Source organism: Citrobacter sp. wls706 (genome assembly GCF_005281305.1).
In the GTDB taxonomy this organism is placed as follows: domain Bacteria; phylum Pseudomonadota; class Gammaproteobacteria; order Enterobacterales; family Enterobacteriaceae; genus Citrobacter; species Citrobacter werkmanii.
Genome location: NZ_SZXG01000040.1, coordinates 433793 through 450602, shown reverse-complemented (window position 1 = coordinate 450602; position 16810 = coordinate 433793). Strand labels below are relative to the sequence as shown.

Here is a 16810-nt window from a genome sequence, read left to right as displayed (position 1 = left end):
CTCTTAATGCTTTAAATAGGGCGATTCGATGCGATCGAGAAACAGCGTGGCGGCCAGCAAATCGGCTGCCCCACCCGGCGAAGCGTTGAGCGCCAGCATCTGGCTATCGAGCGCCGCTAAGGCCGCCTGGCCTGCCGGATGAGCGCTACCCCCTGCGCTCAGCACGGCGCGGGCGCCGTCCTGCATAGCGTCCAGCCCCGCCATCCCGGCGCGCGACAGCACGCAGGTATCGGTCAGCGAGGTCATGATGGCCATCAGCGCATCAAGCCTGGCGTGCGTTTCGCTGCTGCCGTTAAGGCGGCTTAAACGAAGCTGCGGCAGCGCGCGCTGCATGATGTGCGGAAACGCCTGCTGCGCCTCTTCTCTGGCACCCGGCACCTGATAACGGTGGGTGGCGCGTAGCCCCTTGCTGAAGACCTTCGGCGCGGCGGCATCCGGCAGTTTTGCCAGCTCGGCGGCGGTCATCGCTACCTGCTGCGCACTGCCCACGCCGCCGTGCATCGCCACCGCGCTGACCAGCAGCCCCAGCGCCCAAATCGCGCCGCGGTGGGTATTCACGCCGTCGGTGGCGGCCATCATCTGTTTCTCACCTTCTCGGCCTAGTCGCCCTACGGTTTGTCTCAGCGCAATATCGGCTGGCCGCTGCCAGCTCTGTTGCGCAAGCGCCTGAAACGTGGGGGTCAGGCTGTGCGCGGAGCGCTCCATTAGCGCAAGCGATAAATCGTGGTGCGCGCCGTTCCCCCGACTGTCCACCAGACCGGGTTTCGGGCTTAATCGTGCTTCGTCAATCAGACACTGCGTGGCGGTTCGCGCCAGCCATTCGGCACCGCCTTCAACCTGAATCTGGGGCAGAAGTTTCATTACCAGCTCCGGAATTTCGCAGGTGGGTTGTAAAGACCGCCGGACCATTCCACCAGGTCAGCGACGCTACCGGCTGCCAGCAGCGAACGGGTGGCGTCAGTACGACGAATGCCCATATCTTCCGGGTAGACCACTTTGCCGCTCTGACGCAGCTCAGCAACGCGTTTCGCGTCAACGCCCAGACCGATATCGGTGATACCGGCAACCGCAGCGACCATCGCGCGGCGTTCTTCCAGATCTTTGGCGCGGTAGAGGTAGGCGATACCTTCTTCAGTCAGCACGTGGGTCACGTCGTCGCCGTAAATCATTACCGGTGCCAGCGGCATACCGGAGGCTTTCGCCACGTCTACCGCATCCAGTTTCTCAACGAAGGTTGGTTTCACACCGGCCTGGAAGGTTTCCACCATCTGCACGACCAGTTTTTTACCGCGCTGCATCGGATCTGGTTCGGTGATCATGTTCAGCCAGGCTGGGGTCGCGTGGCGACGACCGTGCGGATCGTGGCCCATGTTCGGCGCGCCGCCGAAGCCGGAGAGACGACCGCGGGTCACCGTGGAGGAGTTGGCGTAGCCATCAACCTGCAAGGTGGAGCCGATAAACATATCCACCGCGTACTGACCTGCCAGCTGGCAGAAGGCGCGGTTGGAACGCATGGAGCCGTCGGAACCGGTGAAGAAGATATCCGGACGGGCGCGGATGTACTCTTCCATCCCCAGCTCGCCGCCGAAGCAGTGCACGCTTTCTACCCAGCCGCTTTCAATCGCCGGGATCAGCGTCGGATGCGGGTTCAGGGTCCAGTGTTTACAGATTTTGCCCTTCAGCCCCAGCTGTTCGCCGTAGGTTGGCAGCAGCAGTTCAATCGCCGCGGTGTTGAAGCCGATACCGTGGTTCAGCGACTGCACCTGGTGTTCCGCGTAGATGCCTTTAATCGCCATCATCGCCATCAGGATGTGTTCCTGTTTGATCAAACGCGGGTCGCGGGTAAACAGTGGTTCGATAAAGAACGGCTTGTCGGCGACAACCACGTAGTCAATCCAGGACCCCGGAATATCCACGCGCGGGAGGTCGCATTCGTCATCCACCAGTTCGTTCACCTGCGCGATGACAATGCCATCGTGGAACGCGGCGGCTTCCACCAGCGCTGGCGTATCTTCGGTGCTCGGCCCGGTGTAGAGGTTGCCTTTACGGTCAGCCTTATAACCGGCAATCAGCGCCACGTTCGGGGCTAGGTCGACGTAAAGACGGGAGTAAAGTTCGATGTAAGTATGGATGGCGCCGATTTCCAGCTGACCATCTTCCAACAGCTGCGAGATACGCAGGCTCTGGGTGCCGGAGAAGGAGAAGTCCAGCTTGCGGGCGATGCCTTTTTCAAAGATATCCAGATGCTCGCTGCGCCCGACGCTTGGCATGATCATGTGCAGGTCATGCACAATCTGCGGGTTCACCTCAGCCAGCATACGGGACAAGAAATCTGCCTGCTTTTGGTTATTCCCTTCTAATACCACGCGGTCACCCGGCGCGATCAGTTTTTCCAGCATCGCGGTCAGGTCTGCGGTCGGTAGCACCTTACCCTGCACCGGAACGGAAGCCAGACGGCGCTGTTTTTCCGTGCGGCGGGTGTTCCAGACTCGTGCTGGCGTTTGCCCAGATAACATTATTAACCTCCTGATTCAGCTAATCATTTTGATTGCTTAACACTGGAAAGAGTGTGCACCCTGGTGAGAAAGTCATCAATTAAGCGTAGGAAAGAATCATTAGCTTGAGAGTAATAATTGAAGTAACCATTTGTGACGATGATCAATTTACGCCGGGAGGGAGGAGGAAGCGGGTAATGCTACCCGCTTGCGGGAAATTACCTGTGCGCCGCCAGACGCTGGCGGATATCGTCGAAATGCTGACGGTTAAACAGCTTGCCGTTGAGAAAACGAGTTTTCAGTTCCCCTTCCTGCTCTTGCTCCCAGGTCTGTTCGTCATGCAGGCATAAATCGCCTGCTTCATTCCTCGTCACACGCAGCAAACCACGGGCAGAGCGTTTTAAGCCATTATCGGTTTTCGGCTCTTTAAAGATCGTCCGCCCTTTACCGTCGACTTCTCCCCACGTAGCTTTCATCGCAAAACCGAAGGTGTCACGCGTGTTGTACTGATAGGTAAAAGAACCGACGCCAAACACCACATTTGAACTGGCAAAACCTTTCGCTTCCAGACGACGCAGGATCTCATTCGCCCGCTCAAGGGTGATGGAATCGCCATAAATCAGCCCCACATGTGGGTCGAGCACCTTGTAGCCTTTGGCGTTAACCGTGCCGCCAAATATCTCCCACAGCACCTCCACAGAGCCTTTCTCCTGTGCCGTACGATCGGCTCGGGTATCCTCATCCGCGCCAGTACCGCACAGGATCTCAACCGGGTTACCGCTGTCCGGGCGGAAAACCACCCGTCCCTCGCGCGCCAGAATGATGTTCTTCAGCTCGCGGGTGTACTCCGTCAGTACCTGCCAGTAATCCCACGTATCAGAGACAATCGACACAAATCCCTGCGGGTAGAGATCGGCAATCAGGCGGCGGAAGGTTTCAATCTCATGCTCACGCTCCCCCATACACATCACGCTGTGCTCGGTCGCCGGAATGCTGGCGCCGATAAAATAGGGCTCGCCGTCGGTGTAATAATCGCGGGCGTACAGCAGAGATGGAATACTGTCGGTCCCTTTAAAGCTCAACAAGTGGCCGCTGCCCGCCTGCATGGTGTCCTGCAATCCGGCCATACCGCGAAAGGAAAAGTCATGGCACTGGAAGTCCAGGTGCGTCAGGTCGCTACAGGTTTTCTGTGCCCAGCGCGCGCAGATTCTACGATAGTGATGAGCAATGGTGGCATTTGTTGACGCCTTCCACAGTTCTGCCGACAGCACGGTCTCCAGGTAATTCACCAACCAGAAAAACTCAGGTTGGGTATTGATGATAGTTAAAACGGGCACCGCCATCGGCACTTTGCTGCCTTCATCCAGCGCTTTGATGTGCAACGGCAGATAGCCCAACTGATGCAGGGCGCGGATATGATCAACCGCTACCGCATCTTTGCCGAGATAGCTGTCCATAACCTGTTTGTATTCCCTGACCACCTCGTCTTCCGAACGGGCAAAGAACGCCTCGTTAAACAGATCAACCAGAAACCACTGCAGAAAACCTTGCAGACCAAAAAACACCAGTTTGCCATCCACCAACGGCGAGGAGAAAAAGCGATCGCTGCGCGGGGTAAAGTTGGAATACACGCGGCTGGTTCCTTGCGGATACTGTACGCGGTGAGAAACTTTATAGCCGTCGATAGCCAGAATCGGGTTCATTTTCATAATCAGTATCTCCCTCAGGCGCGGTAAATCGCGTCAATGTCGATAAGCTCAAGCTGCGGATGTTCCAGCGTCGGGGCAGCGAAAGAGGTGGTGGTGTAGATGGCATCAATACCGTTCGCAAACAGCTGTTCGACGCCCTTAGAGAAAAGACCGTGGGTGACATACAGGCTGACGCTACGGGCACCTGCATCACGGAGTACCTGCGCAGAACCAATAAACGTACCGCCGGCATCACACAGGTCATCAACAATCAGCATATCCCTGCCCCTCACGTCTCCAGCCACTAAAGCAAATCCCGTCAGCTTGCCGCTTGCTACATCGCGCTTTTTGCTCAGGACGGCGTACTCCGCTACACCGACCGCTCTGGCAACGGCATCAATTTTCTTCAGTGCTCCGGCATCGGGGGCGACCAGCATTAGCGTTTTTTGCTGGAACTGGCGCTGCAAAGTCGCGCAGTGCAGCAGGCAAGTCTCTTGTGAAATCGCCACAAAATTATTGATAGCTGCCGCCGCCGCGTCGCTGTGCGGATCGAGCACCTTCACCTTATCGAATTGCAGCGTATTGAGCTGGCTGGCAAAGACTTTCAGCGCAAAGCTATCACCCGCCACCATATGGCGATCCTGACGTGCCCACGGCAACCAGGGAAGCTCGAGATGACTGACCAGTACATCCGTTTGATGGCGAACCGCCTCCACCAGTTGCGCCAACAGCATAAAGTCGTTCATGTCGCGCATTGCCGTCGCACGAATGCGCATCAGACGAGCAAAGGGAGGTAATACTTCAGTAACCTTCAACCAGACGGCGCCATCAGGAAAAACACCGTGCGTCATTCCGTAGTCCTGGTCGTCCAACGTTAGTGTCAGTTTTATGCTCATCACGCTCACCTTTAATTGTGTCCCTTAGACACAATTAATAATGTCCCTAAGACACATATTAAGCAAGCACAAAATGCATTTTTTTAGACCGCGGCATAATAGACTGATAAATAATAAGAAAAAACGAACCTTGCCCCCCGGTATTGGACTGGTACACTTGTGGGCGTTGCAAATCATCGTGAGTACTTTATGACCACCGAAGCCGACTACCTGAATCAATACGATGCCCGCCGCTTTCCCTCACCTCTGGTGACGGTCGATAGCGTGCTGTTTACCCTGCATCAACAGGCGCTGTGCGTATTACTGGTTGAACGTGCAAACCAGCCGCAAAAAGGGCGTTGGGGATTACCAGGTGGCTTCATTGATATCGAGCACGATGACTCCACTCGCGCCACAGCGCTACGCAAGCTCACTGAAAAAACAGGTGTTTTGCCTTCGTGGCTGGAACAACTGGATACCTTTTCCGGCCCGGATCGCGACCCGCGCGGCTGGAGTCTGACGGTTACCTGGTTTGCGCTAATCGCCTGGGTAGACTGTGCGCCGCACATAGCCAGCGTCAGCAATGCCTGTTGGGTCCCGGTTGATGAGCTGAAAAATTATTCACTCGCGTTCGACCACGGAGATATCATTACGGCGGCCCTGCATCGCTTACGGCAAAAAACGATGTACTCACTCCTGCCTGTATACTGCTTGCCGGAGACATTTACCCATGGGCAACTGCTCGAAGCCACCGAGGTGATCCTCGGTCAGTCGATCCAGCGTAAAAGTCTGATTCGCCGCTTTGAAGCGTCAGGAATGTTTGAAGATACCGGAGAAAGCGTAGCGACAGGGACGCGTAAAGCTCGCCTGTGGCGACGAAAGCCCGACGTCGATTTTCATCTTTTCTCGCGTAACCTGCTGACTGACTAGCGACAAAATCACATATTGGCTAACCCGCAAGCGCTGCGCGCGGTATAGTTATTCTTTCCGATTATTAATTGCTCTGGTGTTATGGTTGAAATCACGTCCACAGAAATGATCCCACCTACTGATGATTCGCGAGAATTCCGCCCGATGCGCGGTATCAGTAACCGCCATTTGCAGACAATGCTGCCGCGTTTAATTCGCCGCAAGGTGAAGTTCGACGCCCATTGGCAGCGTCTGGAATTACCCGACGGTGACTTTGTCGATCTGGCATGGAGTGAAGATCCGCAACAGGCGAAGCACAAACCGCGCCTGGTCGTTTTTCACGGTCTGGAAGGCAGTCTGAACAGCCCGTACGCACATGGCCTGATTGAAGCAGCGCAAAAGCGTGGCTGGCTGGGCGTGGTGATGCATTTTCGCGGCTGCAGCGGCGAGCCAAATCGTCTCAACCGTATTTATCATTCTGGTGAAACAGAAGATGGCACCTGGTTTTTACATTGGCTGGAGCGCGAGTTTGGTCGTGTGCCGACCGCGGCGGTAGGCTATTCACTCGGCGGGAACATGCTGGCCTGCCTGCTGGCCAAAGAAGGCAACGACATTCCCATTGATGCAGCGGTTATTGTCTCTGCGCCTTTCGTGCTGGAAGCCTGTAGCTACCATATGGAGAAGGGGTTCTCACGCGTCTACCAACGCTATCTGCTCAATCTGTTGAAAGCTAACGCCTCGCGTAAGCTACAGGCCTATCCGGGTTCGCTGCCGGTGAGTCTGACCCAGTTGAAATCCCTGCGTCGCATTCGTGATTTTGACGATCTGATCACCGCCAAAATCCACGGTTTTGCCGATGCTATAGACTATTACCGCCAGTGTAGCGCCATGCCATTGCTTAATCAGATCGCCAAACCGACGCTGATTATCCATGCCAAGGACGATCCGTTTATGGATCATCACGTGATCCCTGAACCGGAAAACCTGCCCTCACAGGTGGAGTACCAGTTAACTGAACACGGTGGACACGTCGGATTTATTGGCGGCACGGTGCGCCGCCCTGAGATGTGGCTGGAATCCAGAATTCCCGACTGGCTGACAACGTATCTGGAGGCGTCATCATGATTATCCCTTGGCAAGACATCTCCCCGGACGCGCTGGACAATCTGATTGAAAGCTTTGTCTTGCGCGAAGGCACCGATTATGGTGAACATGAACGTTCGCTCGAACAAAAAGTCGCCGACGTCAAACGCCAACTACAATCAGGTGAAGCCGTCCTGGTGTGGTCCGAACTGCATGAAACGGTCAACATCATGCCGAGGAAGCAGATTCACGAGTAATCCGTAGCCGACGGCCGACTATAATAAAAAATCAACCTATTCATGGAGTTGTTATGTCTGCCAAACATCCGGTGATTGCGGTAACAGGATCCAGCGGCGCGGGGACCACCACCACCAGCCTCGCGTTTCGTAAAATTTTCGCGCAGCTAAATCTGCGCGCCGCCGAGGTGGAAGGTGACAGTTTTCATCGCTATACCCGTCCAGAAATGGACATGGCGATTCGCAAAGCGCGCGATGCCGGGCGGCATATCAGCTATTTCGGTCCCGAAGCCAATGACTTTGGTCTGCTGGAACAAACCTTCATTGAATACGGCCAGACGGGAACAGGTCAGTCGCGTAAATATCTGCACACCTACGATGAAGCCGTACCGTGGAACCAGGTTCCGGGAACGTTTACCCCCTGGCAGCCATTGCCTGAACCGACGGATGTCCTGTTCTATGAAGGGCTACACGGCGGCGTCGTCACCCCACAGCAAAATGTGGCCCGGCATGTCGATCTTCTGGTCGGCGTGGTGCCGATCGTTAACCTGGAATGGATCCAAAAGCTGACCCGCGATACCAGCGAGCGTGGACACTCGCGTGAAGCGGTGATGGACTCGGTTGTGCGCTCAATGGACGATTACATCAATTACATCACGCCGCAGTTTTCCCGTACGCACATTAACTTTCAGCGCGTACCCACCGTCGATACCTCAAACCCCTTTGCAGCCAAGAGCATTCCGTCGCTGGACGAAAGCTTTGTGGTCATTCATTTTCGTAATCTGGAAGGGATCGACTTTCCGTGGCTTCTGGCCATGCTGCAAGGCTCATTCATTTCCCACATCAATACATTAGTCGTACCTGGCGGCAAAATGGGTCTGGCGATGGAATTGATTATGCTGCCGCTGGTCCAGCGATTGATGGAAGGTAAAAAGATAGAGTGATGTACGGGATGTGCCCGATGGCGCTACGCTTATCGGGCATCACGTATTACGCAGCAACCACTTCATAGGAGTGGGTAATATTCACCGCCTTTTCCAGCATCAATGCCACAGAACAATATTTTTCCGCCGAGAGATCAACAGCACGGGAGACCGACGCCTCTTTCAGATCGTTGCCGGTGACGATGAAATGCAGATTGATGTGGGTAAACAAACGCGGCGCTTCTTCACGGCGCTCAGAGGTGAGTTTCACTTCGCAGTTGGTCACATCCTGACGCCCTTTTTGCAGGATCGACACCACATCGATGGCGCTACAACCACCTGCAGCCATTAATACCATTTCCATCGGGCTCGGCGCTTTATCACCGGAGTTACCGTCCATCAAAATTTGGTGGCCAGAGGCGGACTCACCGAGGAAGGTTAACCCCTCAACCCACTTTACACGCGCTTGCATAATTCGTAACTCCAATGTTTCAATTTTCCTGACAGATTACGCGTACATAACAATTCTCGCAACGGAAGGCGACCTGCGTCATGCTGAAGCGAGACACCAGGAGACACACGGCGAAAGCTATGCTAAAACAGTCGGGATGCTACAGTAATACATTGACGTACTGCATGTATGCAGAGGACATCACATTACAGGCTGCAGTATATTTTTAGTAGCCCCCTTCCCAGGTAGCGGGAAGCACATTTTTGCAAACCCAGAGGCAGCGTCGTTTTCTGGCTCTGGAGACAGCTTATAACAGAGGATAACCGCGCATGGTGCTTGGCAAACCGCAAACAGACCCGACTCTCGAATGGTTCTTGTCTCATTGCCATATTCATAAGTACCCATCGAAGAGCACGCTGATTCACCAGGGTGAAAAAGCGGAAACGTTGTATTACATCGTTAAAGGCTCAGTGGCAGTGCTGATCAAAGACGAAGAAGGGAAAGAAATGATCCTTTCTTATCTGAATCAGGGCGATTTTATTGGTGAATTAGGCCTCTTCGAAGAAGGCCAGGAACGTAGCGCTTGGGTACGGGCCAAAACCGCATGTGAAGTCGCTGAAATTTCCTACAAAAAATTTCGCCAATTAATCCAGGTCAACCCGGATATTCTGATGCGCCTGTCTTCTCAGATGGCTCGTCGCCTGCAGGTCACGTCTGAAAAAGTAGGCAACCTTGCCTTCCTCGACGTCACCGGTCGTATTGCTCAGACTCTGCTGAATCTGGCAAAACAGCCTGACGCGATGACTCACCCGGACGGTATGCAGATTAAAATCACCCGCCAGGAAATCGGCCAGATCGTTGGCTGCTCCCGTGAGACCGTTGGTCGTATTCTGAAGATGCTGGAAGATCAGAACCTGATCTCCGCTCACGGTAAGACCATCGTCGTTTACGGCACACGTTAATCCCATCGAAATGGCGCGTTACCCGGTAGCGCGCCATTTTTGTTTGCTCCGATGTGGCGAAGACTGATTTATCACCCCGAGATCAACTACGCACTACGACAGACCCTGGTGCTGTGTTTACCTGTGGCCGTCGGTCTTATCATTGGTCAGCTTCATCTGGGGCTTCTGTTTTCCCTCGTCCCTGCCTGTTGCAACATTGCCGGTCTTGATACCCCGCATAAACGCTTTTTTAAACGTTTAGTTATTGGCGCATCGCTGTTTGCCGGTTGCAGCCTGATCATGCAGTTACTGCTGGCGCAAGATATACCACTGCCGCTCATCCTCACCGGCCTGACGCTAATTCTTGGCGTAACCGCCGAGCTAAGCCCGTTGCATGCGCGACTGCTGCCAGCCTCACTCATCGCGGCAATTTTCACGTTAAGCCTTGCCGGGAACATGCCCGTCTGGGAGCCATTGCTGATCTATGCACTGGGTACGTTGTGGTACGGTCTGTTCAACTGGTTCTGGTTCTGGATGTGGCGTGAGCAGCCACTGCGTGAATCGCTCAGCCTGTTGTACCGCGAATTAGCCGATTACTGTGAGGCCAAGTACAGTCTGCTGACCCAGCATGCCGATCCAGAAAAAGCGCTGCCTCCGTTGCTGGTTCGTCAACAAAAAGCGGTGGATCTGATTACCCAGTGCTACCAGCAAATGCATATGCTGTCGGCGCATCACAATAATGAATACAAGCGACTGTTGCGTGCCTTTCAGGAAGCGCTCGATTTGCAGGAACATATTTCAGTTAGCTTGCATCAGCCGGAAGAGGTGCAAAAGCTGGTCGAGCGAAGCCACGCGGAACAGGTGATTCGCTGGAACGCGCGTACCGTCGCCGCCCGCCTGCGCGTACTGGCCGATGATATCTTGTATCACCGCTTACCGACTCGTTTCTCAATGGAAAAGCAGATTGGCTCGCTGGAGAAAATCGCCAACCAGCATCCGGACAATCCGGTGGGGCAATTTTGCTACTGGCACTTCAGCCGTATTGCTCGTGTGCTGCGGACCCAGCGCCCGCTGTATGCCCGTGATTTAATGGCAGACAAACAGCGGCGGTTGCCGTTGATCCCGGCGCTGAAAAACTATCTGTCGTTGAAATCCCCGGCGCTGCGTAACGCCGGGCGCATAAGCGTCATGCTGAGTATCGCCAGCCTGATGGGTAGCGCCTTACATCTGCCTAAACCTTACTGGATTTTGATGACGATCCTGTTCGTCACGCAAAATGGCTATGGGGCGACCCGGGTGCGTATTTTGCATCGTTCGGTGGGGACGCTCGTCGGACTGGTGATTGCGGGCGTCACATTGCACTTTCATATTCAGGAAGGTTTCACGCTGGCAGGCATGTTGCTGATCACGTTAGGCAGCTATCTGATCATTCGCAAAAACTACGGCTGGGCCACCGTTGGCTTTACGGTTACGGCGGTATACACCCTGCAACTGCTGACGCTTAACGGGGAACAATTTATCGTACCGCGGTTTGTCGACACGGTGATTGGCTGCTTAATCGCCTTTGGCGGCACGCTCTGGCTGTGGCCGCAGTGGCAGAGTGGTCTGTTGCGTAAGAACGCCCACGATGCGTTAGAAGCCGATCAGGAAGCCATTCGCCTGATCCTCAGCAACGATCCGCAGGCCACGCCGCTGGCGTATCAACGCATGCGGGTCAACCAGGCGCATAACACGCTGTTTAACTCACTGAATCAGGCAATGCAGGAGCCGGGATTTAACTCGCACTATCTGGCAGATATGAAACTGTGGGTCACGCACAGCCAGTTTATTGTCGAACACATCAACGCGATGACCACGCTGGCGAGGGAACATACGATGCTGACGCCGGATTTGGCACAGCGGTATCTGGAGTCCTGCGAAATCGCGCTCCAGCGCTGTCAGCAGCGGCTGGAATATGACGGACCGGGAAGCTCGGGCGATGTGAATATTCTCGAGGCACCAGAGATGCTGTCCCACGGTCCGTTAAGCACCCTGGAACAGCATCTGCAGCGGGTTCTGGGGCATCTGAACACCATGCACACCATTTCGTCGGTCGCATGGCGTCAGCGCCCACACCACGGCATCTGGCTGAGCCGCCGACTGCGGGATATGAAAGGTTAAGATCGACTGCCGGATGCGCTACGCTTATCCGGCCTACGAATCAAACCTTACCCTGTAGGCCGGATAAGGCGCTCGCGCCGCCATCAGGCAATCAGCCCACCACCTTCGCGACAGCCTGCGCGAAACGCTGCATCCCTTCCTCGATATCCGCGTCTTCCACCACCAGCGACGGCGCGAAACGCATCACGTCCGGCCCGGCATTCAACACCATCACCCCTTCGTGCGCGGCGGCGTAGAGGAAATCGCGCGCCCGGCCTTTAAACTGCGGCTTCAGCTCGGCGCCAATCAGCAGCCCCATGCCGCGAATATCGCTGAAAATATCGAACTGCTGATTAATCTGCTGCAAATGCTGCACAAACTTCTGACGTTTGCCCTGAATACCTTCCAGCACTTCCGGGGTGTTGATGATATCAAACGCGGCATCTGCAACTGCACAGGCCAGTGGATTACCGCCGTAAGTGGAGCCGTGCGAACCCACATGGAACGCGGAGGCAATTTCCTGGGTGGTCAGCATGGCGCTCACCGGGAAGCCACCGCCGAGAGCCTTGGCGCTGGTGAGGATATCCGGCGTCACGCCGTAGTGCATATAGGCAAATAAATCGCCGGTACGCCCCATCCCACACTGCACTTCATCAAAGACCAGCAGCGCCTGGTGTTGATCGCAAAGTTCACGCAGACCGTGCAGGAATTCAGGTGTCGCCGCGGTAACGCCGCCTTCACCCTGAATAGGCTCAACCACCACCGCGCAGGTATGATCGTCCATCACCGCTTTGACCGCATGCAGATCGTTAAACGGCACATGGATGATATCCGCCGGTTTTGGTCCAAAGCCGTCGGAATATTTCGGTTGCCCACCGACAGATACGGTAAACAGCGAACGACCGTGAAACGCATTATGGAAGGCAATGATTTTGGTTTTGAACGGGCTGTGGCGCACGCAGGCATAATGACGCGCCAGCTTAAAGGCGGTTTCGTTGGCTTCGGTACCGGAGTTCATGAACAGCACGCGTTCAGCAAAGGTCGCATCAATGATTTTACGACCTAAGCGCAACGCTGGTTCGTTGGTGAAAACGTTACTGGTGTGCCACAGGGTTTCGCCCTGGGTTTTTAACGCCTCAACCAGCGCCGGATGGCAATGCCCTAACGCGGTAACTGCAATGCCGCCCGCAAAATCAACATACTCTTTGCCCTGTTGATCCCAGACTCGACTCCCTTTTCCTTTTACCGGGATAAACTCAGCCGGTGCATAAATCGGCAGAATTACTTCATCGAATGTCGCGCGCGTAATCGCAGTTTGTTCAGTTGCCATGTCATTACCACCCTGTTAAGCAGAAATGCTAGTGAAATTATAATCACAAAATATGAATAAAAAATCACTGAATAGCAACCATAAATCACCGTTGGAGGAAATTATCCAGCAGCTGATGCCCCTGTTCGCTGAGAATACTCTCCGGGTGAAACTGCACACCTTCCAGATCCCACTCGCGGTGGCGAATACCCATGATCTCCTGTGTCTCACTCCAGGCCGTCACTTCAAAGCAGTCAGGAAGCGTTTCGGGGGCAACCACCAGAGAATGGTAGCGTGTCACGGTTAATGGGTTGGCGAGTCCCTGAAAAACGCCCTGCCCGTTATGCGTAATCGGCGAGGTTTTACCGTGCATCACTTTTGCTGCCCGAACCACGGTCGCGCCAAACGCCTGCGCCATCGCCTGGTGACCGAGACACACGCCCAGCAGCGGGATGTTGCCCGCGAAATGGCGAATAACGTCCAGCGAGATACCGGCATCATCCGGCGTGCAGGGGCCCGGGGAAATCACGATTTTTTGCGGATTCAGCGCGTCAATTTGCGACAGCGTCAGCTCGTCGTTACGCCTGACGAGAACATCAGCGCCCAGTTCGCAGAAGTATTGGTACAGGTTCCAGGTAAAAGAATCATAGTTATCGATAAGCAGGATCATGGCGGCTCCGGTACATAAGACCCGCGCTATTCTACTCAGTTTCCGGGGCTTCGCTTACCACTTTACGAAATATCGCCCGCAGAGCGCTCAGGTCGCCCATTGCCCCGCTCTGGTTCGCCTGGTTCCACTCCTCAACCTGAATGTCATCCCAGCTCAGCATATACCCGGCATGAATCGCTAACTGTTCGAAGAAAATACGCTGCGCGAGACCGCTACCAATACGAAACGGATGCAGCACATTAATTTCGCAATAATAGTGCGCGAGGCGATCGACGAATTTGTCTTCCGGCAATCCCACCAGCCAGGACTCCTCTTCCAGATCCTGCATCAGCGCATTGCCCTCTTTCTCGATATAGGCAAAATGGCAAAAGCGAGTATCGCCCTGGTAGATATCAACTTCCCGCAACTGCCCCGCCCAGTCGAAAATATCCTGGTATAACTGGCGATGAATGGCGCACAGGTGTGGCAAGCCACGCTTTAAAGGCCCCAACTCAATCGTCGCGGCGCGCAGTGCTGTTAATTCGTATGCCGCTTGTGCCAGACGCTGGGCCTGATGAATCCCCAGGCGGTTACGCATCACATTCAGACCGGGGTACAGATAAGGGTCACGTCCATCACCGAATTTATCGCTCATAGTGCCTCCTCAACTCTTCCAGACGCGCCAGGGCGTCTTCCGCGTTCAGAGTAACCTGTGGAATATCCACGCCTTCCAGTCGTCGGCTTCCCTGGAAATTGACATTACGCCGTTGCTCCCAGAGTCTGGACTTTTGTTTATCGGTGAGTTTTTTCACGTGACCTCCCTGAATGTAAGCGGCACTTGCCACAAGTATAAGCAGCAATTTCGGGTTACGCAGAGAAGGGAGAGAACGCGGGCAGGAACTACCCGCGAAAAATACGATTACGGCAGAACTTTAGCTGAAAGGATAACAATCGGTTTTGACGGGACATTCTGGTAAGGACCAACATCATGGGTCTGTACCTGAGAGATCTTATCCGCGACATCCATACCTTTCACAACTTTACCGAATACAGCATAGCCAAAGTCGCGTTGGCCGTGATCGAGGAAAGCGTTGTCTGCGATGTTGATAAAGAACTGGCTGGTCGCGCTGTCTTTATCTGCTGTACGCGCCATCGCAATCGTGCCACGGGTGTTACGCAGCCCGTTATCGGCTTCATTCTTGATTGGCGGGTTAGGTTTCTTCTGCTGCATCTGCTCGGTGAAGCCGCCGCCCTGTACCATAAAGCCCGGGATCACACGGTGGAACGTGGTGTTGTTATAGAAACCACTGTTCACATAATCGACAAAGTTTTGCACTGAAACCGGGGCTTTCTGGCTGTTCAGCTCCAGCTCAATGTTACCCGCAGAGGTGGTCAGCAGGACATGTGGGTCACCTTTTGCTGCCAGTGCTGCAGGGGAGAGAGCGGAAAGAGCGAGAACAGCTGCAACAGCCGCCAGAGTCGATTTGAGCATGAGAATTCCTTAACAAGAGCAGAAATGAAGCAAGTGAATTGATTCTAAAGAGCCTTCAAGGACAAGGCCATCCCTTTACTTAATTTTACGTACTTGAAACAAATGTAACCTCACAGTCGCAATACTCATTGTGATCGAGATCACATACAAAAATGTAACGAAGCAAGTTATTGCCATTAAATATTTAAATGTGTCACTAAAGCGCCTAAAATCTGCCCGCTCACGGCGCAGTCAATGCGCCTTACACTTCTATACAGGCCAGTCATGACTAACAGCAACCGCATTAAGCTCACATGGATTAGCTTTCTCTCCTACGCCCTGACAGGCGCGTTGGTAATTGTCACCGGGATGGTGATGGGAAATATCGCAGATTACTTCCATTTGCCCGTTTCCAGTATGAGTAACACCTTCACTTTCCTGAATGCCGGCATCCTGATCTCTATCTTCCTGAATGCATGGCTGATGGAGATTGTGCCCCTGAAAACCCAGTTGCGCTTTGGCTTTATCCTGATGGTTCTGGCGGTCGCCGGACTGATGCTCAGCCATAGCCTGGCCTTGTTCTCAGCAGCAATGTTTGTCCTTGGGCTGGTGAGCGGTATCACCATGTCGATTGGTACATTCCTGGTCACGCAGATGTATGAAGGTCGCCAGCGCGGTTCCCGCCTGCTGTTTACGGACTCTTTCTTCAGCATGGCTGGCATGATTTTCCCGATGGTGGCAGCATTCCTGTTAGCGCGCAGCATTGAATGGTACTGGGTTTATGCCTGCATCGGCCTGGTCTATGTCGCTATTTTCCTGCTGACCTTCGGTTGCGAATTCCCTGCGCTGGGCAAACACGCGCAGCAGTCAGACGCACCGGTAGTAAAAGAAAAATGGGGCATTGGCGTACTGTTTCTGTCCATTGCGGCTTTATGTTACATCCTCGGCCAGCTTGGTTTTATCTCATGGGTACCGGAATATGCCAAAAGTCTGGGTATGAGCCTGGGTGATGCGGGTAAACTGGTCAGCGACTTCTGGATGTCTTACATGGTTGGCATGTGGGCGTTTAGCTTTATTCTGCGTTTCTTCGATCTGCAGCGCATCCTGACCGTACTGGCGGGTTTGGCCACCATCCTGATGTATCTGTTTATCACCGGTACGCCAGAGCATATGCCGTGGTTCATTCTGACACTGGGCTTCTTCTCCAGCGCGATTTATACCACCATTATTACCCTCGGTTCCCAACAGACGAAGGTCGCCTCACCTAAACTGGTTAACTTCGTTCTGACTTGCGGCACCATCGGTACCATGCTTACTTTCGTCGTCACTGGCCCGATCGTCGCTCATAGCGGTCCAATGGCGGCACTGCAAACGGCTAACGGCTTGTATTCCGTTGTGTTCGTAATGTGCTTTGTTCTTGGGTTTGTCACGCGCCATCGCCAGCATAACGCTCCAGCCACGCATTAATCTCACTGCCGGGGACGCTTCCGCTTACCCGGCCTGCACACTACCGGATGGTGTCCGCGCCATCCGGCATATACCTCGCATCCCCCACCTCTCCAGGTGATGCAGGCCAATTCATACAAAAACCCCTTAATTTGTACGCTATTTATACAAACACGAAAAGCCAGTCAATTCCGT

General features: G+C 54.2%; 17 protein-coding genes. 7 read left to right on the top strand and 10 right to left on the bottom strand.

Going from position 1 to position 16810, the window contains the following annotated elements:
- Positions 1 to 3 precede the first annotated feature (3 nt).
- From FDW92_RS22175 to prs, 4 genes are all read right to left on the bottom strand, one after another.
- A complete protein-coding gene (locus FDW92_RS22175) occupies positions 4 to 861 on the bottom strand; it encodes a triphosphoribosyl-dephospho-CoA synthase (RefSeq protein WP_042312054.1) in 858 nt (285 codons plus the stop codon).
- The gene (mdcA, locus tag FDW92_RS22170) at positions 861 to 2516 is read right to left on the bottom strand and encodes a malonate decarboxylase subunit alpha (protein WP_038634792.1); all 1656 of its coding nucleotides are present in this window, start codon (positions 2514 to 2516) and stop codon (positions 861 to 863) included. The genes FDW92_RS22175 and mdcA overlap by 1 nt, the downstream gene beginning before the upstream one ends.
- Positions 2517 to 2713: 197 nt before the next feature.
- Positions 2714 to 4204, bottom strand: coding sequence for a nicotinate phosphoribosyltransferase (locus FDW92_RS22165; protein ID WP_137400702.1), 1491 nt, complete (start codon positions 4202 to 4204; stop codon positions 2714 to 2716).
- Between the two features lie 14 nt (positions 4205 to 4218).
- On the bottom strand, positions 4219 to 5079 hold the full coding sequence (prs, locus tag FDW92_RS22160; protein WP_042312049.1) for a ribose-phosphate diphosphokinase: 861 nt from the start codon (positions 5077 to 5079) through the stop codon (positions 4219 to 4221).
- 189 nt (positions 5080 to 5268) lie between these two features.
- Here prs and FDW92_RS22155 point away from each other — a divergent pair, with 189 nt between their 5' ends.
- The 4 genes from FDW92_RS22155 (at position 5269) to FDW92_RS22140 (ending at position 8230) form a co-directional block, all read left to right on the top strand.
- On the top strand, positions 5269 to 5988 hold the full coding sequence (locus tag FDW92_RS22155) for an NUDIX domain-containing protein (protein ID WP_042312119.1): 720 nt from the start codon (positions 5269 to 5271) through the stop codon (positions 5986 to 5988).
- Positions 5989 to 6069: 81 nt separating this feature from the next.
- Positions 6070 to 7092, top strand: coding sequence for a hydrolase (locus FDW92_RS22150; RefSeq protein WP_042312047.1), 1023 nt, complete (start codon positions 6070 to 6072; stop codon positions 7090 to 7092).
- On the top strand, positions 7089 to 7307 hold the full coding sequence (locus tag FDW92_RS22145) for a YheU family protein (protein WP_003023615.1): 219 nt from the start codon (positions 7089 to 7091) through the stop codon (positions 7305 to 7307). The genes FDW92_RS22150 and FDW92_RS22145 overlap by 4 nt, the downstream gene beginning before the upstream one ends.
- Before the next feature lie 53 nt (positions 7308 to 7360).
- Positions 7361 to 8230 (top strand): phosphoribulokinase, encoded by an 870-nt coding sequence (locus tag FDW92_RS22140; protein WP_042312044.1) that lies wholly within the window; start codon positions 7361 to 7363, stop codon positions 8228 to 8230.
- Between the two features lie 46 nt (positions 8231 to 8276).
- On the opposite strand, the gene FDW92_RS22135 is transcribed toward FDW92_RS22140, so the two are convergent.
- A complete protein-coding gene (locus FDW92_RS22135; protein WP_006687378.1) occupies positions 8277 to 8681 on the bottom strand; it encodes an OsmC family protein in 405 nt (134 codons plus the stop codon).
- A 308-nt stretch (positions 8682 to 8989) separates the two neighbouring features.
- Here FDW92_RS22135 and crp point away from each other — a divergent pair, with 308 nt between their 5' ends.
- Positions 8990 to 9622 (top strand): cAMP-activated global transcriptional regulator CRP, encoded by a 633-nt coding sequence (gene crp, locus FDW92_RS22130; RefSeq protein ID WP_000242758.1) that lies wholly within the window; start codon positions 8990 to 8992, stop codon positions 9620 to 9622.
- Between the two features lie 51 nt (positions 9623 to 9673).
- Complete coding sequence (locus FDW92_RS22125; protein WP_042312042.1) at positions 9674 to 11761, top strand: YccS/YhfK family putative transporter; 2088 nt, start codon at positions 9674 to 9676, stop codon at positions 11759 to 11761.
- A 91-nt stretch (positions 11762 to 11852) separates the two neighbouring features.
- Here FDW92_RS22125 and FDW92_RS22120 read toward each other — a convergent pair whose 3' ends face one another.
- From FDW92_RS22120 to ppiA, 5 genes are all read right to left on the bottom strand, one after another.
- Positions 11853 to 13070, bottom strand: a complete 1218-nt coding sequence (locus tag FDW92_RS22120; RefSeq protein ID WP_042312039.1) for an aspartate aminotransferase family protein — start codon at positions 13068 to 13070, stop codon at positions 11853 to 11855.
- Positions 13071 to 13155: 85 nt separating this feature from the next.
- Positions 13156 to 13719, bottom strand: coding sequence for an aminodeoxychorismate synthase component 2 (gene pabA, locus FDW92_RS22115; RefSeq protein WP_042312037.1), 564 nt, complete (start codon positions 13717 to 13719; stop codon positions 13156 to 13158).
- 31 nt (positions 13720 to 13750) lie between these two features.
- The gene (locus tag FDW92_RS22110) at positions 13751 to 14353 is read right to left on the bottom strand and encodes a putative adenosine monophosphate-protein transferase Fic (RefSeq protein ID WP_042312036.1); all 603 of its coding nucleotides are present in this window, start codon (positions 14351 to 14353) and stop codon (positions 13751 to 13753) included.
- Positions 14343 to 14510: a YhfG family protein gene (locus FDW92_RS22105; RefSeq protein WP_064507016.1), complete on the bottom strand. Its 168-nt coding sequence runs from the start codon at positions 14508 to 14510 to the stop codon at positions 14343 to 14345. Before FDW92_RS22105 ends, FDW92_RS22110 begins: the two co-directional genes overlap by 11 nt.
- A gap of 107 nt (positions 14511 to 14617) precedes the next feature.
- On the bottom strand, positions 14618 to 15190 hold the full coding sequence (gene ppiA / locus FDW92_RS22100; RefSeq protein WP_003023595.1) for a peptidylprolyl isomerase A: 573 nt from the start codon (positions 15188 to 15190) through the stop codon (positions 14618 to 14620).
- A gap of 264 nt (positions 15191 to 15454) precedes the next feature.
- On the opposite strand from ppiA, the gene tsgA reads away from it, so the two are divergent.
- Entirely contained in the window at positions 15455 to 16636 is a 1182-nt protein-coding gene (tsgA, locus tag FDW92_RS22095; RefSeq protein WP_042312034.1) for an MFS transporter TsgA, read from the top strand.
- The last annotated feature ends 174 nt before the right edge of the window (positions 16637 to 16810 follow it).

Coding starts and splice junctions, on each gene's coding strand:
- FDW92_RS22175 (WP_042312054.1), bottom strand. CDS start 861: ATGAAACTTCTGCCCCAGATTCAGGTTGAAGGCGGTGCCGAATGGCTG.
- mdcA (WP_038634792.1), bottom strand. CDS start 2,516: ATGTTATCTGGGCAAACGCCAGCACGAGTCTGGAACACCCGCCGCACG.
- FDW92_RS22165 (WP_137400702.1), bottom strand. CDS start 4,204: ATGAAAATGAACCCGATTCTGGCTATCGACGGCTATAAAGTTTCTCAC.
- prs (WP_042312049.1), bottom strand. CDS start 5,079: ATGAGCATAAAACTGACACTAACGTTGGACGACCAGGACTACGGAATG.
- FDW92_RS22155 (WP_042312119.1), top strand. CDS start 5,269: ATGACCACCGAAGCCGACTACCTGAATCAATACGATGCCCGCCGCTTT.
- FDW92_RS22150 (WP_042312047.1), top strand. CDS start 6,070: ATGGTTGAAATCACGTCCACAGAAATGATCCCACCTACTGATGATTCG.
- FDW92_RS22145 (WP_003023615.1), top strand. CDS start 7,089: ATGATTATCCCTTGGCAAGACATCTCCCCGGACGCGCTGGACAATCTG.
- FDW92_RS22140 (WP_042312044.1), top strand. CDS start 7,361: ATGTCTGCCAAACATCCGGTGATTGCGGTAACAGGATCCAGCGGCGCG.
- FDW92_RS22135 (WP_006687378.1), bottom strand. CDS start 8,681: ATGCAAGCGCGTGTAAAGTGGGTTGAGGGGTTAACCTTCCTCGGTGAG.
- crp (WP_000242758.1), top strand. CDS start 8,990: ATGGTGCTTGGCAAACCGCAAACAGACCCGACTCTCGAATGGTTCTTG.
- FDW92_RS22125 (WP_042312042.1), top strand. CDS start 9,674: ATGTGGCGAAGACTGATTTATCACCCCGAGATCAACTACGCACTACGA.
- FDW92_RS22120 (WP_042312039.1), bottom strand. CDS start 13,070: ATGGCAACTGAACAAACTGCGATTACGCGCGCGACATTCGATGAAGTA.
- pabA (WP_042312037.1), bottom strand. CDS start 13,719: ATGATCCTGCTTATCGATAACTATGATTCTTTTACCTGGAACCTGTAC.
- FDW92_RS22110 (WP_042312036.1), bottom strand. CDS start 14,353: ATGAGCGATAAATTCGGTGATGGACGTGACCCTTATCTGTACCCCGGT.
- ppiA (WP_003023595.1), bottom strand. CDS start 15,190: ATGCTCAAATCGACTCTGGCGGCTGTTGCAGCTGTTCTCGCTCTTTCC.
- tsgA (WP_042312034.1), top strand. CDS start 15,455: ATGACTAACAGCAACCGCATTAAGCTCACATGGATTAGCTTTCTCTCC.